Source organism: Staphylococcus delphini (genome assembly GCF_900636325.1).
Lineage (GTDB): Bacteria > Bacillota > Bacilli > Staphylococcales > Staphylococcaceae > Staphylococcus > Staphylococcus delphini.
This window is the reverse complement of sequence record NZ_LR134263.1, coordinates 1807933-1833813: the sequence shown is the minus strand read 5'-3', so window position 1 is coordinate 1833813 and position 25881 is coordinate 1807933. Positions and strand designations below refer to the sequence as shown.

At 37.1% G+C, this 25881-nt stretch carries 20 protein-coding genes; 15 read left to right on the top strand and 5 right to left on the bottom strand.

Annotated elements, in window-relative coordinates:
• Window position 1: 1 nt before the first annotated feature.
• The 15 genes from ftsY to rplS all read left to right on the top strand — a co-directional run bounded on the left by ftsY (window position 2) and on the right by rplS (window position 16899).
• Window positions 2-1201 carry a signal recognition particle-docking protein FtsY gene (gene ftsY / locus EL101_RS08660; RefSeq protein ID WP_096596204.1) on the top strand — a complete coding sequence of 400 codons (1200 nt, stop codon included), beginning with the start codon at window positions 2-4 and terminating at the stop codon, window positions 1199-1201.
• A gap of 3 nt (window positions 1202-1204) precedes the next feature.
• Complete coding sequence (locus EL101_RS08655) at window positions 1205-1540, top strand: putative DNA-binding protein (RefSeq protein WP_019165649.1); 336 nt, start codon at window positions 1205-1207, stop codon at window positions 1538-1540.
• A 13-nt stretch (window positions 1541-1553) separates the two neighbouring features.
• A complete protein-coding gene (gene ffh / locus EL101_RS08650; RefSeq protein ID WP_019165648.1) occupies window positions 1554-2921 on the top strand; it encodes a signal recognition particle protein in 1368 nt (455 codons plus the stop codon).
• A 273-nt stretch (window positions 2922-3194) separates the two neighbouring features.
• Window positions 3195-4298 carry a hypothetical protein gene (locus EL101_RS08645; RefSeq protein WP_096596205.1) on the top strand — a complete coding sequence of 368 codons (1104 nt, stop codon included), beginning with the start codon at window positions 3195-3197 and terminating at the stop codon, window positions 4296-4298.
• 291 nt (window positions 4299-4589) lie between these two features.
• Window positions 4590-5234 (top strand): restriction endonuclease, encoded by a 645-nt coding sequence (locus tag EL101_RS08635; RefSeq protein WP_096596207.1) that lies wholly within the window; start codon window positions 4590-4592, stop codon window positions 5232-5234.
• Window positions 5235-6569: 1335 nt separating this feature from the next.
• A complete protein-coding gene (locus tag EL101_RS08625) occupies window positions 6570-9362 on the top strand; it encodes a type I restriction endonuclease subunit R (RefSeq protein ID WP_096596209.1) in 2793 nt (930 codons plus the stop codon).
• Window positions 9363-9452: 90 nt separating this feature from the next.
• Entirely contained in the window at window positions 9453-11009 is a 1557-nt protein-coding gene (locus tag EL101_RS08620) for a type I restriction-modification system subunit M (protein WP_126489883.1), read from the top strand.
• Window positions 11002-12237, top strand: a complete 1236-nt coding sequence (locus EL101_RS08615) for a restriction endonuclease subunit S (protein WP_126489882.1) — start codon at window positions 11002-11004, stop codon at window positions 12235-12237. The genes EL101_RS08620 and EL101_RS08615 overlap by 8 nt, the downstream gene beginning before the upstream one ends.
• 129 nt (window positions 12238-12366) lie before the next feature.
• A complete protein-coding gene (locus tag EL101_RS08610; protein ID WP_096598781.1) occupies window positions 12367-12582 on the top strand; it encodes a hypothetical protein in 216 nt (71 codons plus the stop codon).
• 722 nt (window positions 12583-13304) lie between these two features.
• Entirely contained in the window at window positions 13305-13508 is a 204-nt protein-coding gene (locus tag EL101_RS08605; protein ID WP_373364906.1) for a hypothetical protein, read from the top strand.
• Window positions 13509-13593: 85 nt separating this feature from the next.
• Window positions 13594-13770, top strand: coding sequence for a hypothetical protein (locus EL101_RS13285; RefSeq protein ID WP_164715581.1), 177 nt, complete (start codon window positions 13594-13596; stop codon window positions 13768-13770).
• Window positions 13771-14611: 841 nt separating this feature from the next.
• Complete coding sequence (rpsP, locus tag EL101_RS08600) at window positions 14612-14887, top strand: 30S ribosomal protein S16 (protein WP_014614106.1); 276 nt, start codon at window positions 14612-14614, stop codon at window positions 14885-14887.
• 322 nt (window positions 14888-15209) lie between these two features.
• Window positions 15210-15713, top strand: coding sequence for a ribosome maturation factor RimM (rimM, locus tag EL101_RS08595; RefSeq protein ID WP_096598777.1), 504 nt, complete (start codon window positions 15210-15212; stop codon window positions 15711-15713).
• Complete coding sequence (gene trmD, locus EL101_RS08590; protein ID WP_096598775.1) at window positions 15710-16441, top strand: tRNA (guanosine(37)-N1)-methyltransferase TrmD; 732 nt, start codon at window positions 15710-15712, stop codon at window positions 16439-16441. Before rimM ends, trmD begins: the two co-directional genes overlap by 4 nt.
• Before the next feature lie 107 nt (window positions 16442-16548).
• A complete protein-coding gene (rplS, locus tag EL101_RS08585) occupies window positions 16549-16899 on the top strand; it encodes a 50S ribosomal protein L19 (RefSeq protein ID WP_014614103.1) in 351 nt (116 codons plus the stop codon).
• A gap of 267 nt (window positions 16900-17166) precedes the next feature.
• Here rplS and EL101_RS08580 read toward each other — a convergent pair whose 3' ends face one another.
• From EL101_RS08580 to EL101_RS08560, 5 genes are all read right to left on the bottom strand, one after another.
• Window positions 17167-17304, bottom strand: coding sequence for a beta-class phenol-soluble modulin (locus EL101_RS08580; protein ID WP_096598773.1), 138 nt, complete (start codon window positions 17302-17304; stop codon window positions 17167-17169).
• Between the two features lie 1023 nt (window positions 17305-18327).
• Entirely contained in the window at window positions 18328-19527 is a 1200-nt protein-coding gene (locus EL101_RS08575) for an IS110 family RNA-guided transposase (protein WP_338419002.1), read from the bottom strand.
• A 293-nt stretch (window positions 19528-19820) separates the two neighbouring features.
• Window positions 19821-20453, bottom strand: a complete 633-nt coding sequence (locus tag EL101_RS08570) for a hypothetical protein (protein WP_096597936.1) — start codon at window positions 20451-20453, stop codon at window positions 19821-19823.
• Window positions 20454-20679: 226 nt separating this feature from the next.
• Window positions 20680-23274, bottom strand: a complete 2595-nt coding sequence (locus EL101_RS08565) for a YfhO family protein (RefSeq protein WP_096597934.1) — start codon at window positions 23272-23274, stop codon at window positions 20680-20682.
• Entirely contained in the window at window positions 23271-25880 is a 2610-nt protein-coding gene (locus tag EL101_RS08560; RefSeq protein WP_096597932.1) for a YfhO family protein, read from the bottom strand. The genes EL101_RS08565 and EL101_RS08560 overlap by 4 nt, the downstream gene beginning before the upstream one ends.
• Window position 25881 lies beyond the last annotated feature (1 nt).

The following is a 25881-nucleotide window of genomic DNA, read 5'->3' as shown; positions in this document are numbered from 1 at the left end:
TATGAGCTTTTTTAAACGATTAAAAGATAAATTTGCGAAACCTGATAAAGAACAACAACTCGAACAAGATTTACAACAAGATGCCGTTAAACACCAAGAACCTGAACGCACACAACATGCTGCTCCTAGTGAAACTGTCCATCAAGACAATGATTTGACATCAGTTGAAGACGAATTTGATGACGGCTTGATGTCGATTGAGGAATTTGAAGAGCTCGAATCACAAAAAATCGGTGCGAAATTCCGTGAAGGACTTGAAAAATCACGTGAAAACTTCCAAAATCAATTAAACAATTTATTAGCACATTATCGTAAAGTCGACGAAGATTTTTTTGAAGCATTAGAAGAAATGTTAATCCAAGCCGACGTCGGTTTCAACACAGTGATGGAACTCGTTGATGAATTACGCATGGAAGCGAAACGTCGCAACATTACAGAAACAGAAGATTTACGTGAAGCCATCGTCGAAAAAATTGTAGAAATTTATCAACAAGACGATGATAAATCAGAAGAGATGAATATTGAAGACGGCCGCTTAAATGTCATTTTGATGGTGGGCGTGAATGGTGTGGGTAAAACGACAACTATCGGTAAACTTGCACATCGCTATCAAGCACAAGGTAAAAAAGTAATGTTAGCTGCCGGGGATACATTCCGTGCAGGTGCCATTGAACAACTTGAAGTGTGGGGTCAACGTGTCGGTGTTGATGTCATTCGCCAAGGTGAAGGTTCTGACCCAGCTGCTGTGATGTACGATGCGATTAACGCTGCGAAGAATAAAGGTGTTGATATTTTAATTTGTGATACAGCAGGGCGTTTACAAAACAAGCAAAACTTAATGAACGAACTTGAAAAAGTGAAACGTGTCATTAGCCGTTCAGTACCTGATGCACCTCACGAAGTATTACTGGCACTCGATGCGACAACAGGACAAAATGCATTGGCACAAGCGAAAGCATTTAAAGAAGTGACAGACGTGACAGGTATCGTCTTAACGAAACTGGATGGAACAGCTAAAGGCGGTATCGTCCTCGCCATCCGAAATGAATTGCACATTCCAGTGAAATACGTCGGTTTAGGTGAAAAACTGGATGACTTACAACCGTTCAACGCAGAAAGTTATGTTTACGGCTTATTTGCAGATATGATTGAACAAAATGTACCAGAAGCAGAGGAAAATCAACCTGAAAATGAGGGATAGACGATGCACCATGACGATGATTTAATTAAAACCGTCCGAATGAATTATCTTTTTGACTTTTATCAGTCACTACTCACCGAAAAACAGCGCAACTATTTACGTCTGTTTTACTTAGAAGATTATGCGCTCAGTGAAATTGCAGAGACATTTGAAGTGAGTCGTCAAGCGGTGTATGATAACATAAGAAGAACTGGCGATTTAGTAGAAGATTACGAACAAAAATTAGGACTCTATCGCCGTTTTACCCGTAGACAAGAGATTTTTCAACAAATACGAGACCATATTCATGAACCAGAACACATTCAACAATATATCCAAGAACTTGAAGAACTAGAATAAGGAGGGTCACTTTATGGCTTTTGAAGGATTATCCGATCGACTGCAGGCAACGATGCAGAAAATAAAAGGTAAAGGTAAAGTGACTGAAGCTGATATCAAAGCAATGATGCGTGAAGTACGTCTTGCTTTACTCGAAGCGGACGTTAACTTTAAAGTCGTTAAAAACTTTGTCAACACAGTTTCAGAACGTGCATTAGGATCTGATGTGATGAAGTCATTAACACCAGGGCAACAAGTCATCAAAATCGTACAAGAAGAACTGACAACATTAATGGGTGGCGACAACACGTCGATTACGATGGCGAAAAAACCACCGACAGTTGTCATGATGGTCGGCTTACAAGGTGCTGGTAAAACGACAACAGCAGGGAAACTTGCACTGTTAATGCGCAAAAAGTACAACAAAAAGCCGTTACTCGTAGCTGGTGACATTTACCGTCCAGCAGCGATTAACCAATTACAAACAGTTGGTAAGCAAATCGACATCCCTGTATATAGCGAAGGCGATCAAGTGCCACCACAACAAATCGTCCAAAACGCGTTACAACATGCGAAAGCTGAACATTTAGACTTTGTCATTATCGATACAGCCGGGCGTCTACACATTGATGAAGCATTGATGAACGAATTACAAGAAGTCAAAGAAATTTCAAAGCCTGACGAAATCATGCTCGTTGTTGATGCCATGACAGGTCAAGATGCCGTCAATGTTGCAGAATCGTTTGACCAACAGCTCGACGTCACAGGTGTCACATTAACGAAATTAGATGGGGACACACGTGGGGGTGCAGCACTTTCTATCCGTGCCGTCACAGAAAAACCTATCAAATTCGTAGGTATGAGCGAAAAGCTAGATGGTTTAGAGTTGTTCCATCCAGAACGTATGGCATCACGTATTTTAGGTATGGGTGATGTATTAAGTCTGATCGAAAAAGCACAACAAGATGTCGATGAAGAAAAAGCAAAAGATTTAGAGAAAAAAATGCGTACCTCTTCATTTACATTAGAAGACTTTTTAGAACAACTCGATCAAGTGAAAAATCTTGGACCTCTGGATGACATTATGAAAATGATTCCAGGTATGAACAAGATGAAAGGGCTCGACAAACTCAATATGAGCGACAAACAAATCGATCATATTAAGGCGATTATTCAATCTATGACACCTGAAGAACGTGAAAATCCAGATAAATTGAATGTTTCAAGAAAACGTCGTATTGCGGCAGGTTCAGGGCGCACATTGCAAGAAGTGAACCGTTTATTGAAGCAGTTTAATGATATGAAGAAGATGATGAAGCAGTTTACAGGTGGCGGTAAAGGTAAAAAAGGCAAGCAAGCACAATTGCAAAATATGTTAAAAGGTATGAATTTGCCATTTTAATTTTTGAGAACACTGGGATGTGTGAAGCATCTCGGTGTTTTTTGACATTTCGGTAAAATAAAATTTGGCTATCTTTCAGATTGTGAACCTTTAGGCTCGCGTTCTTAGGGGCTTTGCTACAACCCAGTTTTTTGTGTAATAATATATAATTAAGTTCAAAGTATACAAATAACCATTTTATATTGGGCAAGTAAATTTTTAGTGTTAAAAAGTATTTTCATGCATTTGGAATGTGTGTATAATTAATTAACTAAGCAATATGGGGGATGAAAAATGGATCAAGAATATATCAATGAAATGATTGAGTCATTTAAAACAAGAGATGTTTCATCTATAATTAAGCAGATGAAAGCGACAAAAAGAGAAGGTAAGTCTCTTTATGAATTAGTTGAAGAAAATGAAGGCCCTATTGGAAAGAAGGATAGAATACTTAAGGGTCTTGAAATGTTCAAAGAAGAACTGACTGCAATAATCTTTGAATACGATTATTTAAAGCCTTATAAATATTGCGCGTTATTCAATATTATTGACGGTGAATATGAACAGGGCATTGAAAACCTAAGACAAAAAGTATCTGATAGAGAAGAAATTAGCAATATTAATGATGATTTAGCTAATCCCAAACTATATGAGCATGATGAATTTTCGATTTTAAAATTTAATTATTATTGCAAAGGTGCTACGCTCATCGATGGAAAAGCAAAAGAAATTACTAGTATTCTTCCTATGGTGATTGTCATACATAAGGAATCTAAAATAATAGAATTTAGAGTAGCAAGAATCAACTCTAATCTAAAAAATAATGATCCTAACTTTTATGAAAAAAGAATCGATGAATTGATTGATTGGATTAACGATAATACAATTTTTAATATTAAAGAAATAAACGTTAAAGAAATCAACACATTAGCTAAACAAACCAATAGTATTGAAAATGGATTAATTAAATATAAAGATGGGAGTCATATAAAAGTATATGGTCAAAAAATGGAATTAAAAAGAGGTTCAAGTGCTACATTAGAGGCTGGGATTTCAGAGGATATTGTACTTCCGATATTGGGTGATTTAAAGCTATTAATTAAAGATAATGAAGATATTTTTGATCATACTCATAAATTTTACGATATTCTTATGGAGTTCATTGAGAATACAGAGGAAGAATCAACGTATCCATGGGTGCAATTAATCTGGTTGAATGAAGTTAAAGCTAAACAATTTACAGTAAAATTTCGATTTGACGTTTTGACTGAAAGAGGATATTCTATTATTGAATTTCATAAAAATACTGCTGAAAATAAGGAGATGATGAAAGTTGCAAAGTTTATTGACGATAAATGTAGAGAAAAACAAGAACTTTCAGAATCTGGATCAGCATAAAAAAAACAAATTTTTAAAAAAGATTACTAGATATAAAAAGAACGACTTTATACAATATTCGAATTTTTATGAAATTGATTTATCTACAACTGAGTTTTATACTATAATGCTAGATCTAGAAGAGAATCATTTAGTTGAAAAGGTATTTGAAATATACTCCCCATATTCTCATCATAGCACCGGGTATACGCTTGATGAAATTAATATAAAGGATGAAATATACTGCGAAGAAACAGATGAAGCATTTACAGTTAATCCTGATAATATCAAAGTTAAGTTTAAGGTGATAGTATGATTAAAGAAGGGGAAAGTCTAAGTGATTACTTGAAAGCGTTACCTAAAGATTTTATTCGTAAAGAGAAAAATTTAAAAGAAGAAGAGTTAATAACACTTAGTGAATTGCTAAATGAAATCGAAACTACAACTGATAAATCTGGAAAAGCATTAGAAAAATTTGTGTCACAACTTTTCAAGTATTTGAATTTACACTATATATATCTTAATAAAAGGACTAGTACCAATGAAATAGATTTATTTTTAAAAACTAATGATGTTTCAAGAACTTATTACAATAATACATTGCCAATATTATCAGAAGATTTTATTGTAGAATGTAAACAGTATCACCAAAAGGTTAAAGTAACTTGGGTTAATAAATTTTATTCTTTGTTAATGTTTGGGAACTATAAATTAGGTATTATTTTTAGTGTAGAACCACTTACAGGCAAAAATGACTGGGATAGTTCTAAAGGTGTATGTAGCAAAGTGGCTCTAAAAGATAATATTTATATTATAAACTTACATTTGGAAGACATGAAAAATATTGTAGATGGGTATAATGTTATCGATATTATTGATGAAAAATATACTAAGCTAAAAGACAATATAGCTATTGATTTAATACCACATCCTAACCAAAAATATTTAAATCCGTAGAAATAGAAAGTCGACAAAAATATGATTTAACTAAGTTGACTTTTGAATATAATCACCACACCTCTAATGAGTGTGGTGTTTTTTTGGTGCGCCCGGCATGGATAACATCTTGACGGTGAAAGTTCGTTACAGGCTTGGTAGTAGGAACTGTTATCGAAAGAAAAGGGTGTCCACTGCGAAGAGGAATCTGAAGGGAGTCGGACGCAAACACTCACACTGACGAACAGAAACATCATATTAGGTCTATGTAGTATGGATGCATCTTCCAAACAAGATGAAGTCCTATACTACTCGAGTTCTATATGGTAAATGATGCGGAGTATTTAACAAAGCTCGACGAAGAGGATGCGACCTTCTTGACGAACTAATAGCTCTTTCTAAGGGTATGACTCACGGACGCGGCAGAGGAATAATAGGATATAGATAAAGCTATAATGAAAAACTTACTACGGCAGTAAATAATTCGAAGGACACAAGGGAAAAGATTGAATCAACTAAGCATTTCACATAGCCAAGTATTAGCAACAATATATAGAATGTAAAATTTCTTCCTTCAAAAAATTTGATATTAAAAAGTGTTGAGCGAAAAGACTCACGCTGCGTACTTTTGAGAATGATGAAAAAGTCAAGTTAATCGATAAACATACGATTAAGAATAAAATAGTTAGAGCAATTCGAAGGTACTCGCGCACGCAGTTAATGATACATACAATAGCATTATTAATAAAAAAAAGGGTCAGAAATAACCAATAAAAAATTGAAGAACATACAGAACTCATAACTGACTATTTGCTAATTAAGTGTAAGGAAGGTGAGCGGCCCAATGCACGAAATAATAAAAGCACTAACTAGTAGAGATGTACAAGTAGCCATCGTACTCATTCTACCGTTAGTGCTAAGACAATTGAGATTGTGGCATATAAGCTATCTATTAGTTAGCAAAAAGCCAAACAATCAAGATATTGATTAATGATTTCGAGAGTCATTCGTGGCTCCCTCCACTTATACTCACATTATATCTCGAAATAGGGAGGATTCCAAATGGGGTGAGTCAAGTGAGTCATGATAATATTCATTTTTCTAATCGCGTAAATCATTAAGTTAGCGAGAATCTTGCATATGCGAAAATTAGGCTATCGATATGAAGGTGAGAATATTGTCAGAATACAAAAGGACGATTGAACGTTTGATTAGACTTACCATCATGTTTAAAAATGTCCTAAACACAATATATCGTTTTCTAATGATTAAACCACTAATAATTATAAAAATCCCACCACACAAATGCATAATATATTATAATAAATCGTAAGAGAAACAAAGGTAGGGGATCTTATGGTTTACCAAAGTGAATTCGCATTAGAAAAAGAAATGATGGCACAATTAAAATCCAATGGCTATGAACCTGTGACCATTCGAAATGAACAGCAGCTATTGGATAATTTTCGTCAAATATTAAACGAACGCCATGCAGATAAATTAGAAGGCAAATCACTGTCAGATAAAGAGTTTCAACGCTTATTAACGATGATCAATGGTAAAGGCATCTTTGAAAGTGCGCGTATTTTACGTGATAAATTGCCTTTGAAGCGTGATGATGAGTCTGAGGTGTATTTGTCGTTTTTAGATACGCGCCATTGGTGTAAAAATACGTTTCAAGTGACGAATCAAATCGCTGTTGACGATCAGTATAAAGCGCGTTATGATGTGACGCTTTTAGTGAATGGATTGCCGCTTGCGCAAATCGAATTGAAACGACGCGGTATGGATATTAACCAAGCGTTCAACCAAGTGAGACGTTATCGTAAACATAATTACACCGGTTTGTTCCGTTATATTCAGTTGTTTATTATTAGTAACGGGATTGAGACGCGCTACTTATCTAATAATGATGGCGAATTTTTAAAAAGTCACATGTTTTATTGGAGCGATAAGGACAATCACCGCATCAATACGTTAAGTGACTTTACGGATACGTTTTTAAGACCTTGTCATCTCGCTAAAATGATTTCACGTTATATGATTTTAAATGAAACGGATCATGTTTTAATGGCGATGCGTCCCTACCAAGTGCATGCTGTGGAAGCGCTGATCCATCAAGCGACTGAAACGAATAGTAATGGTTATATTTGGCATACGACCGGAAGCGGTAAAACGTTGACTTCTTTTAAAGCGAGTCAAGTCCTCTCAGAACAAGAGAATATTAAAAAAGTGATTTTCCTTGTAGACCGAAAAGACTTAGATAGTCAAACAGAAGAAGAGTTTAATAAGTTTTCTAAAGGTTCGGTGGATAAAACGAACAATACGTCACAGCTCGTGAAACAGTTGAATGATAAAAGTTTGCCGCTGATTGTCACGACGATTCAAAAAATGTCGAAAGCGATTCAAAATAATGCGGGAGCGCTCGAACAATACAAAACGGATAAAGTGGTGTTCATTATCGACGAATGTCACCGGAGTCAATTTGGCGACATGCATCGGATTGTGCGTCAACATTTTAACAATGCGCAATACTTTGGTTTTACAGGAACGCCGCGTTTTGAAGAAAATAAAAGCATCGATGGTCGGAGTACGGCAGATATATTTGGTCGCAACTTGCATGCGTATTTAATCAAAAATGCGATTCACGATGGTAATGTTTTAGGCTTTTCTGTCGATTACATTAATACGATAAAAGCACAACATATTCGTACAGAAACTGATGATTTGGTGGAAGGTATTAATAAAGATGAAGTGTGGTTGGCAGATAAGCGCATTGAGTTAATTGCCCGTCATATTAGAGATAATCACGATAAATATACACGCAATCGACAGTATTCGGCGATTTTAACAGTCCAAAGTATCCCGGCATTGATTAAATATTATGAGACGTTCAAACGAATCAGTCGTGATGATGACCATCCATTAAAAGTGGCAGGTATATTTACGTATGCTGCAAATGAAGCGCCACAAGAGACGAGTGTACATGAAGTCCATTCGAGAGATCAATTAGAGCTGATGATGCAAGATTACAATGCGCATTTTGGGACGAATTTTACGACGGATACATTCCCGGAATATTTTAATCATGTCTCTAAAAACGTGAAAAAAGGTGTAAAGGATAATAAAATTGACGTGCTGATCGTTGTGAATATGTTTTTAACGGGATTTGACAGTAAAGTATTGAACACGCTCTATGTTGATAAAAACTTGAAATATCATGACCTCATCCAAGCGTATTCTCGTACGAACCGTGTGGAGAAAGAAACAAAGCCATTCGGAAAAATTGTCAATTACCGCAACTTAAAACGCAATACGGATAAAGCGTTAAAACTGTTCTCGCAAACGGATGATACAGATCGTGTGCTTATGAAAAGTTATGAAGCATACAAAGAAGAGTTTATCGAAGCGTTGGCAGCGTTAAAGTCTATTGCACCAACACCTCAAGCGATGGATGAAGTGTTTGATGAAGAGGGGAAGAAAGCATTTGTCGAAGCATTCCGTCTCGTGTCAAAACTTGTGTTGCGACTTAAAGCGTTTGAAGAGTTCGAGTTTACCACTGACAATATTGGCATGGACGAACAAGAATTTGCGGATTATAGAGGTAAATACTATGCCATTTATGATGAAGTAAAATCCAAACGCGGCAATGTGGAACAAGTGTCTATTTTGGATGACATCGATTTTGAAATTGAAATTTTACGTAATGATTTGATAAATGTGTCGTATATTATGCATCTCATTCGTCAAATCGACTTGAAGGATACCGGCGAACAGCAACGTAATCGTGAACAGATTCGACGTATTTTAGACAATGCGGACGATCCAGTGTTACGTTTGAAGCGGGATTTAATACGGGAATTTATTGATGAAGTAGTCCCTCAATTAACAGAAGATGACAATATAGATGAAGCGTATATTTTATTTGAAAATGCGAAACGAGAAGCAGAATTTAGTCAATTTGCACATCAACAAGCGGTCGACGAAGACATTTTGAAATCCATGACAGGCGAATTTGAATATAGCGGTATCGTGAACCAAGCGGACCTCAAAGATTTAGTCAGTGATAAAAAGCTGAAAGAAAAACGTCAAACGAAAAAGGCAATTATTTCATTTATTGAAGAAGTTACAGAAAAATATAGTAGCTAGCACCCATCAGACCTTTGTGATTCTATACGTTACAAAGGTTTTGATCTTTCAGTGCACGCATACACTTATTGAACTAATGGAGGAAATGCAATGTCAATTACAGAAAAACAGCGTCAACAACAAGCTGAATTACATAAAAAATTGTGGTCAATCGCGAATGATTTAAGAGGGAACATGGATGCGAGCGAGTTCCGTAATTATATTTTAGGTTTGATTTTTTATCGCTTCTTGTCCGAAAAAGCAGAGGCAGAAGTGGCGGATGCATTATCAGGCGAAGATCAAACATATGAAGAAGCTTGGGCAGACCCTGAATACCAAGAAGATTTGAAAGCGGAATTGTTAGACACAGTGGGCTACTACATCGAGCCACAAGATTTATTTAGCACAATGGTGAAAGAAATTGAGAACCAACGCTTCGATATCGAACATTTAGCACAAGCGATTCGTAAAGTTGAAACGTCGACACTCGGTCAAGACAGTGAAGAAGACTTTATCGGATTGTTCAGTGATATGGATTTAAGTTCAACACGTCTCGGTAATACAGTGAAAGATCGTACAGCGTTATTAAGTAAAGTGATGGTGAACTTAGCGGACTTGCCATTTGTTCATAGCGATATGGAAATTGACATGTTAGGGGATGCGTACGAATTTTTAATCGGACGTTTTGCGGCAAATGCAGGTAAAAAAGCGGGCGAATTCTATACCCCGCAACAAGTGTCGAAAATTTTAGCGCAAATCGTCACATTAGGGAAGGACAAACTCCGCAACGTCTATGACCCGACATGTGGCTCTGGCTCTTTACTCCTTCGTGTCGGTAAAGAAACGAAAGTGTATCGCTACAACGGCCAAGAACGCAACAATACGACATACAACTTAGCACGTATGAACATGTTGTTACATAATGTACGTTACGAAAATTTCGACATTCAAAATGACGATACGTTGGAAAATCCTGCCTTTTTAGGTGAGAAATTCGACGCCGTGGTAGCCAATCCACCGTACAGCGCAAAATGGTCCGCAGACAGCAAATTCAACGACGACGATCGTTTCAGCGGTTACGGTAAACTCGCACCGAAATCAAAAGCTGACTTCGCGTTCATCCAACATATGGTGCATTATTTAGATGATGAAGGCACAATGGCAGTCGTATTACCTCATGGCGTCCTGTTCCGTGGCGCCGCAGAAGGGGTCATCCGCAAATATTTGATTGAAGAGAAAAATACTTTAGATGCGGTCATTGGCTTACCGGCGAACATTTTTTACGGCACAAGTATCCCAACATGTATTCTTGTCTTTAAAAAATGTCGTAAAGCCGACCAAGACGTATTGTTCATTGATGCTTCCAACGCATTCGAAAAAGGTAAAAATCAAAACCACCTGACAGACGAACACGTTGAAAAAATCATGAACACATACAAAAACAGAGCAACCATTGATAAATATAGCTACGCCGCAACATTACAAGAAATTGAAGACAACGACTACAACCTTAATATCCCACGCTACGTCGACACCTTTGAGGAAGAAGCACCAATTGACCTCAATCAAGTTCAACAAGACATTGCGAATATCGACAATGACATCGCACAAGTTGAAGAAGAAATCAACAACTATTTGAAAGAACTGGGAGTGGTGCAGCATGACTGATTTAAAGAAAAATGTTCCGGAGATACGATTTCCTGGGTTTGAAGGTGAGTGGAGAATTATAACTTTAGGTGAAGCTACAACAAAGATAGGTAGTGGAAAAACGCCATTGGGTGGTAGTTCAGTGTATCTAAATAATGGAATCCCATTTCTTAGAAGTCAAAACGTGCAGTATGGAATATTGGATTTAAGCGAATTGGTTTATATTGATGAAAATACAGATGAAAATATGAAAAATAGTAGAACTTATTATGGAGATATTTTATTGAATATTACAGGCGCTTCCATTGGTAGAAGTACAGTGAACACAATAAAAGAAGGTTATGCTAATTTAAATCAACATGTGTGTATAATAAGGTTAAAAGAACATTACAACTATAATTTTATAGGCCAGTTTTTAATATCACCAAAGGGGCAAAAAAGGATATTTATGGCACAAAGTGGTGGTAGCAGAGAAGGACTGAACTTTAATGAAATCAGTAAAATAAAGTTTAACTTACCAGATGAGGTAGAAGAACAACAAAAGATTGGCGATTTCTTCAGTAAACTTGATCGACAAATTGAGTTAGAGGAAGAAAAATTAGCTTTGTTGGTAGAACAGAAAAAAGGCTATATGCAAAAGATTTTCTCACAAGAACTACGGTTTAAGGATGACAATGGAGAAGATTATCCGGCGTGGACTATAAAAAGTTTTCAATTCTTTATGGATAAACCAAAAGAATTAGAAAAAGGTATAAATTTAAATAAAAAACAACTGCTTACTGTTAAATTAAATGTCAATGGAGTTAGTAATGCTAATACTAATAGAGCTCTTAAGATGGGAGCAACCGTTTATTATAAAAGGTTTGCTTCCCAATTTATTTACGGTAAACAAAACTTTTTTAATGGTGCATTTAGCATCATACCAAATGAATTTAATGGATTTTATTCATCGGGAGATGTACCAGCTTTAGATATTGATTATTCAAAAATCAACGCCGATTATTTTATAAACTATATCTCAAGGAAAAATTATTATAAGAGAATGGAGGCTTTTTCATCAGGTACAGGTAGCAAACGAATTCATGAAGATATATTATTAAATTTTAAAATTAAATTACCCGTTATCAAAGAACAACAGAAAATTGGTGATTTCTTCAGCAAACTTGACCAACAAATTGAGTTACAGGGTCAAAAGATTGAAAACTTAAAACAGCGCAAACAAGGTTTCTTACAAAAAATGTTTGTCTGAATTTGAGTGATAGTGCGCATCCAAGTGAAAGGGAATACTTGGGTGCGTTATACGTTTTATCTTGAAGTGTATTCGTAACGTTTCTTAATGGCTACTTGTGATATTCCGATAAGAGAGGGGCGTGAGGCGATGGAGGATATTGAATCTAAACTTCAGGCTATTTTACATGATGGCGAGAAGATTTTGTTGTTATCGCGTAAAAATTCGAAAGGTTCGATTTATGTGTTGTTCCGCAGAGGGTCAGCCGCTTATATGCCGATTCGAATTAGCAATCACAGAAATCATACGTACTTTTCCAATGAGACTTTTTATACGAAGCAAGGGGAAGACGTGATGCTTGCTTAGATAAGACAACATCTCGATTTAAGTGATTGGTATATTTTCAAGTATGAAGATTACTTTACATTGAAAATTTTAAAGAATGAAATTCACTGTGAAGAAACAGAGGAAGCATTTACAGTTGGTCCCGATAATATCAAAGTTAAGTTTAGGGTGTTAGTATGATTAAAGAAGGAGCAGAAATAAGCAATAAAAAATTGAAGAACATACAGAACTCATAACTGACTATTTGAAGATTGAATGAGAGGGTGCTAAATTTAACACAGGAATGTATCTATGAATTTTAATATTCAAATTTACTTCAAAGCTCGATAATTTAAAAAAATTGTCGCATATATCCCAAATGGGTGATATAATGATTAATGTGAGCAATAGCTTACTCATTGAGTGTAAGGGAGGTGAGCGGCCCAATGCACGAAATAATAAAAGCACTAACTAGTAGAGATGTACAAGTAGCCATTGTACTCATTCTACCGTTAGTGCTAAGACAATTGAGATTGTGGCATATAAGCTATCTATTAGTTAGCAAAAAGCCAAACAATCAAGATATTGATTAATTATTTCGGGAGTCATTCGTGGCTCCCTCCACTTACACTCACATTATACATTGAAATAGGGAGGATTTCAAATGAGTTTAGTCAAGTTAGTAATGATAATATTCATTTTTCTAATCCCGCAAATCATTAAGTTAGCGAGAATCTTGCATATGCGAAAATTAGGCTATCGATATGAAGGTGAGAATATTGTCAGAATACAAAAAGACGATTGAACGTTTGATTAACAGTCAGGTAAGTGCGTATAAAATTCATCAAGAAACAGGTGTAAGTACAGGGAGAATAAGTGATTTAAGAAATGGTAAACGTGAGCTTGATGGGATTACACTACAAACTGCTGAAAAGTTGTATGAGTATCAATGTAAGATTGAAGGATAAGATGAGTTAAATATTATGTACACAATAATAAGAATTATGATGATTATAAGGAACATATTTATACCAAAAGAAAGGTGTAAGGCGTATGCCTACAATCAGTATTATGACAGTATATAAATTTACACAAAAATCAGCTGAAAAACTTTTAAACGCGATGGATGTTAGCGAGAATAAAAGCGTCAATAAAACAAATGTGAGGGCAACGAAAGTTAAAGCCAAAGATGAAATAGACGTTATTTTGAAAGATTATCAAGTTAATTGAGAGTGAAATTATCCTTCTTTCTGAGTTATTAACCGATACCAAGCAAGTGGTTAATGCGAAAACACTGTAATTTAGAATATGTTTAACCCATCACGCCTTATCGGGTGTGTTTTTTTGTTCAAAAATTAAAGTTGTCCAAATCTAAAACATGTTTTGTTCTAATTATCTTGTTTTTAATCTTACATATAATGCTAATCTAAACATCAATAAAAAATTGTCCAGCTCTCTAACTGTGCGATACCCACACCAACAAAAGATGAACGGTTTGCATTTTTTAATTACATATATCCCTGCTTTCAAAACCGAAGCAGATTGCATGAACGATTCTTCCTTTAAAACAAAAAGCCTTATTGACACACAATCTGGGCGAGATTCCTGAGTGGTTATGTTAAAGACAAAATAATGTCATTTAACTTCAAAAGTGGTTACTGTTTATCGCAGTAGCTGTCTGACTTCTCAATGCACATGCTTTTGAGAAGTCTAGTCAGCCTTGCGGGGGCAGTACGACGAAATCTTTGTTACACATGAGATTTCTGTACTGCTCCCAAAATCCAATTCGGCGCCCATCTTATGTATGCTTCAATCAAGCCGAATTTAGTTGAAGGGCCAGCCTAGGAAAGGGAAGCCATGAAGGCAATCAAAGCCTAAATTATTGAGGGCAAGTTAAAAAATATTCCGTGTCAATAGCATCAAAAATTTTTATGTCCCATCCACATATGTAGCACAGTGCGATAGAAATTTTAAAATGGTAAAGTATTTTCTCTTTACAAAACCGTGAGTTCCTGTTATTATAATTTCTTGTAGATAACAAAACTTATGACATTAAAGGAGAGAATTATAAATGGCAGTTAAAATTCGTTTAACACGTTTAGGTTCAAAAAGAAACCCATTCTATCGTATCGTAGTAGCAGACGCACGTTCACCACGTGACGGTCGTATCATCGAACAAATCGGTACTTACAACCCAGCAGCGGTAAATGCACCGGAAGTTAAAATCGATGCAGAATTAGCACTTAAATGGTTAAAAGACGGTGCGAAACCAACAGATACAGTTCATAACCTTTTATCACGTGAAGGTATCTTAAAAACTTTTGACGAACAGAAAAAAGCAAAATAATGTAAGCATATCAACGGGGAAGGGAGAGACACCTTTCCTATTTGATTTTAAGCGATAACGTTTGTTGATATCGCGGTGATTCAAGCGGATAGTGCATGACAGGATCGATAAGAGTAGTCGTGCAAGAAGTGACTGACTTTAAAACAGTAAATTTCAAGTTTTAAATATCGAGTCGCCTTTCTGGAGTTCAAGTTGAGAGATGATTTGAAACTCTATATACATGGAATCACCAATCATGAGGTGAGACGAGAAGTGACTTGATGAGAGGGGCTTCGGTCTCATCTCTTTTTTGTATAAATAGTGATAATAGGAGGCTCACGATATGAAAGTAGAAGTGGGTAAAATTGTGAACACACACGGGATTAAAGGTGAAGTCAAAGTTCAGTCTCATTCGGATTTTACAGAGATTCGCTTTCAACCCGGTGAAGTGTTACAAGCAGAATATCAAGGTCAACCCCTGTCGTTAACTGTGAAGTCCCATCGTATGCATAAAGGCTTACATATGTTGACGTTTGAAGGCTATACGAATATTAATGACATCGAACATTTGAAAGGGACACATCTTTATCAAGAGCGTGATCATGAAGCGATTGAATTAGACGAACATGAGTTTTATTACTCAGATATTATTGGTTGTACGGTGTTTGACGGTGATCGTCCGATTGGTCGCGTCACGGAAATTTTTGAAACAGGTGCGAATGATGTGTGGGTCGTGAAAGGTGACAAAGAACATCTTATTCCTTACATTGCGGATGTCGTGAAAGAAGTGGACATTAAAGGACGTCGTATCGTGATTACACCGTTAGAAGGGTTGTTAAACGAATGAAAATCGACTACTTAACGCTCTTCCCAGAAATGTTTGAAGGTGTCCTCAATCAGTCTATTTTAAAGCGTGCAAGAGAAAATAACACATTAACGACGCGATTGATTAATTTTCGTGATTATGCCAACAATAAACATAATCAAGTCGATGATTATCCATACGGTGGCGGGCAAGGGATGGTATTGAAGCCTGAACCGATTTTTAATGCGATGGCAGATTTGGAAGTTTCAGAAAGGACACGTGTGATTTTAATGACGCCACAAGGACAACCGTTCAATCAAAAGTTGGCGGAGTCTCTCGCTGAAGCGGAACATCTCGTTTTTATTTGTGGCCATTATGAAGGTTATGATGAACGGATTCGCGAACATCTCGTTACAGACGAAATTTCTGTCGGCGATTATGTGCTGACAGGGGGCGAGTTGCCTGCAATGGTCATGACAGATGCGATTGTGCGTCTCATTCCGGGTGTGTTAGGGAACCAAGTGTCGCATGAAGATGATTCATTTTCGAGCGGTTTATTAGAATATCCGCAATATACGCGTCCGAGTGATTATGAGGGGATGACGGTACCGGATGTGCTGTTGTCTGGGGATCATGCGAAAATTGCACAATGGCGTCATGAGCAGTCATTGACACGTACTTGGCTGAAACGTCCTGATTTATTGGACCATTATCCATTGACAGATCAAGATCAGAAATTCATTCAATCGTTAAAAAGAACATTGAAATAAGCCTGAATGTATGCTAGTATATTTTAAGTGTGGAAACACGAATATCACTATGATCCGCTGCTATATATTGTCGAGGCAAGAACATAGGTTGAAGGAGAGAATTAATAATGACAAATCACAAATTAATTGAAGCAGTAACAAAATCACAATTACGTGACGATATCCCATCATTCCGTCCTGGTGACACTTTACGTGTACACGTACGTATCATCGAGGGTACTCGTGAACGTATCCAAGTATTCGAAGGTGTTGTAATCAAACGTCGTGGTGGCGGTATTTCTGAAACATTCACTGTTCGTAAAATCTCATCAGGTGTAGGTGTTGAACGTACGTTCCCATTACACACACCAAAAATCGAGAAAATCGAAGTGAAACGTCGCGGTAAAGTACGTCGTGCGAAACTTTATTACTTACGTAGCCTTCGTGGTAAAGCTGCACGTATCCAAGAAATTCGTTAATTCGAGTCTTAAGGACACGCATATAAAACAGGGTTGGGACATTTCGGTGTCTCAACCCTGTTTTATTGATGTAACGATTTAATTGTAATGCATTATCGTAGTTTGAGGACTTTGATCAGGGCTAGGATATTTATTCACCCTAGCCCCCAAATGTGATTGAATCAGAAGTTACAGTTCATGTCTGTGGTGTGTGGATGCATCTTATGCTTTTCATTTTCCAAGTTCTCCAGTGGGCGTGATTAGGAGATTTTTCTACTCTTTGAATGCCTAACCCAAACCGAATAATTTTGCGATTAATTCGACAGCATGCTGCACTGTAGCGACAATCGCAGCACCCATGTTCACCCAGTCGTGCTGAATGGCAGAAGTTACAATGTTTGTGATTGACTCAAATAAATCACCCATTTGAAACACCTCCTCTTATTGTATAACTTTATTTTAAATCTTCTTATACATAAATTTATGATTATTTCATAGTTGTAAATATAATATACTTAAACGCAATTAATTTGATATAAAAATACGTAAAGGCATGCCTAAATGTCGAAAATGAAGATGATGTAGCGTGCATAACTGAATGCGATGAACAGCGTTTTCGGGGGAAGTCGTTTACAACAAAAGGAAACGGAGCTGGAACATTAAGATTCCTCAGCTCCTTTACTATATTTTGTTGTGTATACCAAAGGATGGGGCTTGAAAAAATTAAGCCTCAAGCCATACATAGATTGCATATTCATTAATGGCTTTAAAACGGTCGGAAAATGAGCGTGAATGGGATAAAAATTGATGCTATTGTTTTCTTGATTTCATAAACTTGCCTTCAGTTCTGTGTATTTGATATAAGATTGCCCAGAAGGCTGAGACTCCTGAGGGAATTGCCTGCATACTGCTAACAGTGACTTCTTAACTTTAATAGTGGTTGCTGTTTATCGCAGTAGCTGTCTGACTTCTCAACGTACACACTTTTGAGAAGTCTAGTCAGCCTTGCGGGGGCAGTACGACGAAATCTTTGTTACACATGAGATTTCTGTACTGCTCCCAAAATCCACAATGAATGGGTGCGCTGGGAATCAATAAACGGTGTTCCAAAAGCAGGATTTTCGACAGAACTCCCGCGATTTCGGCAAAATTTGGAAATCAATTTTGCTCATCGCTCTGTTCTGCTCAAATCCTAAGCGCTTTTGTCACAACCTCCCCTCAGCCCCTAGTAAGAACGCGAAGCCATGAAGGCAATCTAAAGCCACGAATCATAGGGAGGGCAAGTTTAACAAAAATATTGCATCAATAGCATCAAAAATTTTTATGTCCCAGCTCCTTTCCTACGATTTGTCAAGGGCGTGTTAATTAAAAATGACATTACTGAACTAAACCGTCCAATTTTTACTTTTTTGAATAAGGTGTTATGATGTATATGATTATATGGTTTCGTTAGTGTGGTGCTTTCTGATAATCATATAATTTATCATTGACTATCAAGTAGTGAATGGTCTTTAATAAGCGATTGATACTCGCTATTACGGCAGTCTTGTGGGGTTTCCCATGAGGCTGCTCTCTTAATTTGTAATAATAATCCACAATATGGCTTTGATAATGATTTCTTCCCCTAATAATGTTCATAATGATTAAGTACAATAAACGTCTTGCTTTTTTATTTCCTCTTTTGTTGATCGTATCCCTACTTTTTGAAGTTCCTGATTGATACCGTTTAATATCAATACCTACAAATGCATTCAATTGTTTATTTGTTTTAAAATTTCTAATATCACCAAGCTCCCCAATAAGCAATGCAGCTGTGAGTTCTCCGATGCCAGGAATTGAAATAATGTTTTCAAACTCAGTCGTATTTTTTGCTAGATCAATCATTTCCTGATCAAATACTTTCTTTTCTTCTATCGCAATAAGCAGTTTGTCACATAGGTATTGGACTTTTTTTATGAGAAAAGAAGACTTGTCCACATTCGGAAAAGTATTATTCTTGATCTCAATTAATTTTTGGACATACTTGTGAGCTTTATTAACTGAAATGCCTTTATCAGTTGAATGAAGCACTTTTTCGACTAATTCATCATCAGACAACATGCTTACATAATCAGGATGAGGGAATGTTTTAGCTATATTTAATGCGATTTTTGAATATCTGTTAGTAAATAACTTTTCTAACCCTGGAAATGTTTGATGTAGTGTTTCGACTAACTCAACTTTGAGACGATTTTGGTTCGTCTCCATTTCTAAGTGAAAGCGTGCACGTTCTCTCAGTTCAAAGTATATCTCTTCGGACTGACGTTGTACCTTTGAATCTTTCATTCTAAAGGCAAGAAGTGCAAGTTTATGTGCGTCTGATTTATCTGTTTTCCATGATCTTAATGAACTCATTTTGAACTTGGCTTCTAGGGGATTCATTTCTAAGTAATCTATTTTGTGAACTGTACAGAAGCGTTTCATGCCCCTTGAATAAATACCTGTTGATTCAAAGAGGATAAATAGGGAATCAAGATGCTTGATATAATTTTCAAGATGACGATAGCCATTTTGATTATTTTGAATGACCAATTCTTTAACCAAAACTTCATCCTTATAATGTGCGACCACACTTTCTGACTTACTTACATCAATGCCTAAACAGTTGATAAAAATCATACCTTTCTTTATTGAATTGAGAAGATTTTAACTTTACTTAGCCTTTTTCATTTCATTTTCCTATACACGGTTTCTAGAACCCAACATACTTCAATCGAATTTCAAAAGGAGAGTAAAGCTGATCAGTTTATTTTACGGATTCAAAGATCCACGGAGCTGCTCGATCTACTTCTCTCTACAACTATAAAAAATAGCTGTGAAGAAATCTATCGTCATAAATTTCTTCACAGCTAATCTTAGTATGTTTAAAAAGGTTGGATTACAAAATATATTCCAAAATCCACTTACTTCTTTTCTTTATGACTTTCTGCTAGCCCCATATACGTTAATTCGATAAAACGTCTATATTTCGCGATAAAGGCTTCATCAAATAAAAGGCCACTATTTCTTTTAATGTCCATGGCTGTGTCATAAATGTTAGCTATAATTTCGCTCGGGCGGTGATGGTCTTTCGCATAATCCATCGTTAGGAAAAGGTAAGCATTGTACAAATCTTCAATCGTTTTGAAGTACCCGTGCTTTGCGATGGATTGACAAGTGAATGCAGGCCTATGTACGAGATTGAAATAATAATCAAAAGGTGTCATTTCATCTTCTAACATCGGATTCGGATCTATATTCACACGCTCCCTTAAATCTTCGCCGTATTCACGAATTTGTTGATGTTCTGACCCTTCCATTTGAGATTCTAATTGCTTCATATTTGAAAATAACACACTCACTTTACCGGCACTACTTTCATAATCAACGCCACTCACTCGCGTCAGCATTTTTGAAATGTCTTTTCTAAAAATAATGATGACGATTAAAATGAGCCAAGGAAAATTAAAATGTTCATATAAGGATGTTAAAAAATGAGCGAGCCCACTTAAACTTTGAAGTAAAAAATCTAGAAAAACATTTTCAGTGTGGTTCAAAAAATCACCGCCTCTATTTTATTTGTCATATGTCATCATTTTAACCTTTAAATATATAAAATTCCACAACGATACGATAAAAATATTATCTTTAGGTGAATTTGGAATGGGCGATAGAATATGCATGACAAATAAAAGCGATGCCTCGCCTTAACTCAACAGCGACTAGAATTTGTGAATCTGCTCAATTCTAGCATGCTCAGTCGGGGAAGCATCGCGCATCCGATTAATATTGGGTTGTACGACGGAGCCACCAACGATAAATGATAGCCCCCACAATGCCTAAAACGGTCAGAAAACTTAAAATATGCCAATAAGGAAGTGTATAGGTCACGGTCACGTCACGATCACCTTTTTCGACAGGCACAACGGTCATTAAGCCATTGCCTTGAAGCACAGGTCTTGCTTCTTCATTGACTTCAGCGTGTAAACCTTGTCTGTAAGGTATCGGGAGTACAAGGTATTGGTCTTTGTCTGATTTGAAATGTGCATGGATGTGTCGGCGATCCTGCTCAATTTGTACGGGTTCGACTTCTGAAGCGGCTCGTTTAAGCGTACTGTAATCTTCGCCGTATATGCCTTTCAGCTGAAAACGGTAATCGCCTTGTTTTAACTTCAGTTGCATCGTGTCACGAACCGGTACACGCACGGTTATCGGTGTGACAAAACGACGATATGCATAGTCGAGTTTGGTACGACGCTGGTAAAAATCATCCAGCTTTAAATAGTGCGGTTGATTGGGTGACAACAGTTCGATATCCATCTCCACGTAAAAGTCTTTATACCGTTCTTTCACATTTTGAGGTAAATCGATAGTCACGCCACCGTCTTTTGCGTGAACGGTTAAAATTTTTCCTTTCATCGATGCATCTCGTGGTGTCACTGTCGCTTTGGATAATAGGTTTGGATTCGCTTGGAATGTTTGATTGGCTTGTTGATGATCGAGTACCACACCTTGCAACATCGCTTGTTCACGATCTAGCGGTGATTTTAAATCTTTGGCGTCATAAACACGTGAAGTCAAATGTGCGCTCGGATAATCGATTGTTTGATGTGAATGGGTCCAAGCATAGTTATCATCGCGAATCGTTTGCACTTTTTTCATTCCATACGGCATTGTACGGTCGGGTGCATCTTTAATACGGTCCGTCACACCCCACAATGCATATAAGTTTTCACGATCGCCTAATAAACGATATGTACTATTACTGTCATATTCCATGTTGATTTGCATTTGACGGTCATAATAATCATAAATATTGCCATCGAAAATGCTAGAATACAATGCGACCCCATTAAAGTCATAAATCATGCTCGAGTTCACAGCGTAAGTGCTCATGTAATCAATGCGCTGTAACGGTGACTGGTCATGCTTTATCTTATCGATCTGCTGTTGTAAAGCTGCACTATGATAATTCGGCGCTTTCATATCGTTCATGGTTGACTGATACGGAGCGATATTGTTGTGATGATAGTTCAGTAATAAAACAAATTGTTGCACGATAAAGAGTAATAATAGGACACCGCGCATCTTACCTGTCAGCGGACGACGTTGGTAAATGTGATAGGCCACTACGATTAAAATGATGACACTGACGAGCATCCACCACATAGCACCGCTTGAAAAGAATATTGTTGCAATCGCCAGTACCGCAATCGGAATGAGTGATTGTAAAAATGATTGCACAGTCAACTCGGTCAAATATTTGAGCCATAATACGATTAATGCACTTGTCGTTAATGCAAGGATATACACCCAACGTCGCTGTGGGAATGAAAAGCCGTTAAACGCACTATCAAAATAGGGTGAAAACGAACCGATTAACAAAATCCAAGTGAAAATCGCGACCATTTTGTAATGATAATGGCGATACAGTTTGAACGAAAACAGTGCGATGAGCGCAATAAACGTCACTGTAATGTAAAAACCATTCGTAAAGATATGGTACTTTTGAGAAAAATCGATAATCGGTGAAATAAAGACATCATTTGTTTGCCGATCATTATTTAAAAACGACCGAACCCCAGTAAAAAAGCCTAACGCCGCGATACACAAACTACAAAGCACAGCTGGAATCAGTAAATACAATTTCTGCCAGCGACCGACTTGATCATCACGATGCGGCCAAATCATGCGATAAATTAAGTACACTGTTAAAATAATCGCTTCATAATAACTAAAGTAAAAGTTAGAAAATAACGTTAAAGCAATCGCGATAATGAATAATCCGATGCGACGACTTCTGAAAAAGCGTTCAATTCCCCAAATGGAAAGGGGCAAGTAAATTAAAATATCGCCAAAAAACGACCATGTAAAATTGAAATAATAGACCACAGTAGAAGTGGCATAAAGGATAGCGCCTAAATATCGATAAAAGAGCTCGAGTTTAAATTGACGAAACATACCGTAAGCGGCAAGAAAGGTGATGACACATCGCAAATATGCCGTGAAAATTTGGTTGCTTGGCCAAAATTCAATGTCACTTGGATCGATATGTAATAGCCATTGCCCGAGACCTACGAAAATGAAGTTCACATACATCATCGGTGAGGTCGTGTAATAGTAGGCGAGGTCTGTAAAATAATCGCCACCAAGTCCAAAACCACTGTCATAAAGTGAGTGGAGATGGGAGAAATGTTCATACAAAAAGCGTTGAAAAGGCATCATTTGTTTAAAACCATCGCCGTTCCCACTATAAATGATGCCGTCATGTATGAAACGAAACACGACCGGCACGTATACGATACATCCGACGAGACAGGCCGCAATGAAGACGGTTAAAAAGCGTGATAAATGACTTTTTTGTTTCTGTTTTTTCAATGTTTTTCACTCTTTCTCGATTGTTTATGTTGATACCAGCGACTATAAAGGATGCTACTGATAATACTGATGATAGACAAGACGACCATTGTGATGAAATAAGGCGGCCGGTAGTGAACGTCAATCTGTTTGATATGGGGTCCAATTTTGATTCCCGTCATCATGCCATTGACCTTTTGTGGTGTGACAGCGTGACCGTCAACAATAGCTGTCATCCCTTTACGATAAGGAATGTTGATGACCGCCATACCGCCAGCATGTTCGGCTAACTGAACTTTAATCTTTCCTTGATGTGCTTCATAGTGATGCGGGGCTTTATTATGATATGCCCGTTTTAACGTATTGTAATCTTCGCCATACAAACCTTGAATGTTCAATTGATACGACCCTGTTGGTGAAATGCCGAGATGAATTTGACCATTGTTGTCAGGTTGCACACGATACAGCAAAGTGTTTTGACCTGTACGATATTTCGAATTATTAAATAGGCGGTGATTTTTATAGCCATTGACATCGAGTGTGCTGTTACTATCCGGCGCATGACGTTTAAAATAGACGACAAGATAAAAATCTTCGTACTGTTCGCGCAATGTATCTGGAAGTTGCAGTGTCACACCGCCATTCGGTTCAGTAACTGTTAACCTATCTGAGGCTGTACGTTGGGCATCATGGGTGGTCATTTCGACTTCATGAACGAGATTTTGCGCTTGTTGTGAATACGTCTGACCTTGATGATCCAATACAACGCCATCGAGCATCGCATGTTCACGATCAATCGGTGTCGTTAAATCTTCACCGTTATAATATTGGTTGCTCACACGCACGGGGGGTAATGGATATTGATTTTCGTACATGACATACTGACCATATTGATGGACTTTTTCAAAATACGCAGGTTGCTGGCGCTGATAATCTTTTTCCATAAGGTAGCGCACAGACAAAAGACTCGCAATGTTTGAGCGACTGCCTGTAGATTGATAACGGCTGACAGATTCTTCTTTTAAGTTAATCATCAAATAGCGATAATAAAATTCAATGAGCTGCCGGTCGAAAATACTCGAATACAAACTCAGCCCTTTAAAATGTTGATACATCGGTGTATTATCCTGCTCATTCACACGCCAATCGATCCGTTCATCTTCGCGTTTTTCGGCATTCATTTGGTCGACCAATGACTGCTGTAAAGGTGTATTGTACAAACTGGCTTGTGCATAAAACGTATTGGCACGTTTTTCATGATCTGTATGGAAAATTTGATGTTTAATAAACACTGCCGATATCGCAAGTTGTAAGATAATGAGTGCGCATGCAAAGCTCAATGTTACAAAATGGCGACGTTTGTTATCATGACGTGCAATCGTTAAGACGAATAACCCGATGAGAAATACGAGAGGCATGAGATAGACCCACCAGACGACGCGATCATACACGTATGCACTGATGAAAATGAAAGCCATTGCCGGTATCGCGGTCAAGCTATATGTAAGGCGTGATAATGATTTGAAATGTTGCACATAAGTCGCAACGAAACCACTCGTCACAAATGCCAATAAGTAATGCCAACGCTTTTGTGGCGCCGAAAAGCCGTTAAAAATACTGTCCACATACGGTATAAATGCTGCGATAATGGTAAAGATGCTTAGTATCGCGAACAGTCTAAAGTAAAAGTGACGGTACAATTTGAATGTGATTAACGCTTGAATCACGACATATGAAATGACGATTAAATAGTTGTCATAAAAAAGATTCGTATTTGCATTGAACGGCTCAATGAGTGGGATGTCACCATCAAATGGGATACGTTGATTGTTGAAAAAACTGCGTGCCCCATGAAAGAAAAAGAATAAACTTGAACCGACGCCTAAAATTGCTGCAACACCAAGTGGTAGAACAGTTTTCATGCCGCTTTTTTGATCATCAGGATGTGCGTGAAACATTCTCAGACTATAATAAATGAGTCCCATCAATACTTGATAATAGGCAAAGTAAAAATTGTTCGCAAAAGAAATCGCAGTTATGATGATAAATAGACCTAACTTACCCGATTTCAAAAAACGTTCAATACTGAGTATGAGCAATGGTAATAAAATAAATACATCACTAAAAAAAGGCCAGTACACGGTGAATCGGAAATAAAGTGGTGACATGGCGAATGACACCGCAAATACGACCGATGCGATGTGTTGCAATTTTAACTGACGTGCATAGTAATACGTTGCAATCATGGCGCCGGTGCACTTTAAAATCGAAACGACCCATGCTTGTGTGAACCAATACATCATGTCTTTAGAATCCACGAGATGTGTGATGGATAAAAGCCAAGTGGTGCCTGCAGTTAAAATAAATATGAAGTTGGTCGAAAAATAATACGATAAATCTGTAAAAAAATCACCGCCAAGTCCAAAATCGGTGGCATAGAAAAAGGTACCTTCAGACCATTTTTCGTATAAAAACATCTGAATCGGTACCATTTGTTCCATACCGTCATTCGGACCTGTGAATAACAGACCGTCTGCAAAAAAACGATACAAAATATAAGCATGCCCAATGAGTGACATGCATAAAAATAAAACAATAAATCCGATGGGTTGAATGTAACGTCTCATA

Coding starts and splice junctions, on each gene's coding strand:
- EL101_RS08625 (WP_096596209.1), top strand. CDS start 6,570: ATGGTTTACCAAAGTGAATTCGCATTAGAAAAAGAAATGATGGCACAA.
- EL101_RS08615 (WP_126489882.1), top strand. CDS start 11,002: ATGACTGATTTAAAGAAAAATGTTCCGGAGATACGATTTCCTGGGTTT.
- EL101_RS08655 (WP_019165649.1), top strand. CDS start 1,205: ATGCACCATGACGATGATTTAATTAAAACCGTCCGAATGAATTATCTT.
- EL101_RS13285 (WP_164715581.1), top strand. CDS start 13,594: ATGCCTACAATCAGTATTATGACAGTATATAAATTTACACAAAAATCA.
- EL101_RS08620 (WP_126489883.1), top strand. CDS start 9,453: ATGTCAATTACAGAAAAACAGCGTCAACAACAAGCTGAATTACATAAA.
- EL101_RS08645 (WP_096596205.1), top strand. CDS start 3,195: ATGGATCAAGAATATATCAATGAAATGATTGAGTCATTTAAAACAAGA.
- ffh (WP_019165648.1), top strand. CDS start 1,554: ATGGCTTTTGAAGGATTATCCGATCGACTGCAGGCAACGATGCAGAAA.
- EL101_RS08580 (WP_096598773.1), bottom strand. CDS start 17,304: ATGGGTGATTTATTTGAGTCAATCACAAACATTGTAACTTCTGCCATT.
- rpsP (WP_014614106.1), top strand. CDS start 14,612: ATGGCAGTTAAAATTCGTTTAACACGTTTAGGTTCAAAAAGAAACCCA.
- ftsY (WP_096596204.1), top strand. CDS start 2: ATGAGCTTTTTTAAACGATTAAAAGATAAATTTGCGAAACCTGATAAA.
- rplS (WP_014614103.1), top strand. CDS start 16,549: ATGACAAATCACAAATTAATTGAAGCAGTAACAAAATCACAATTACGT.
- EL101_RS08610 (WP_096598781.1), top strand. CDS start 12,367: ATGGAGGATATTGAATCTAAACTTCAGGCTATTTTACATGATGGCGAG.
- EL101_RS08635 (WP_096596207.1), top strand. CDS start 4,590: ATGATTAAAGAAGGGGAAAGTCTAAGTGATTACTTGAAAGCGTTACCT.
- trmD (WP_096598775.1), top strand. CDS start 15,710: ATGAAAATCGACTACTTAACGCTCTTCCCAGAAATGTTTGAAGGTGTC.
- EL101_RS08605 (WP_373364906.1), top strand. CDS start 13,305: ATGAAGGTGAGAATATTGTCAGAATACAAAAAGACGATTGAACGTTTG.
- rimM (WP_096598777.1), top strand. CDS start 15,210: ATGAAAGTAGAAGTGGGTAAAATTGTGAACACACACGGGATTAAAGGT.
- EL101_RS08560 (WP_096597932.1), bottom strand. CDS start 25,880: ATGAGACGTTACATTCAACCCATCGGATTTATTGTTTTATTTTTATGC.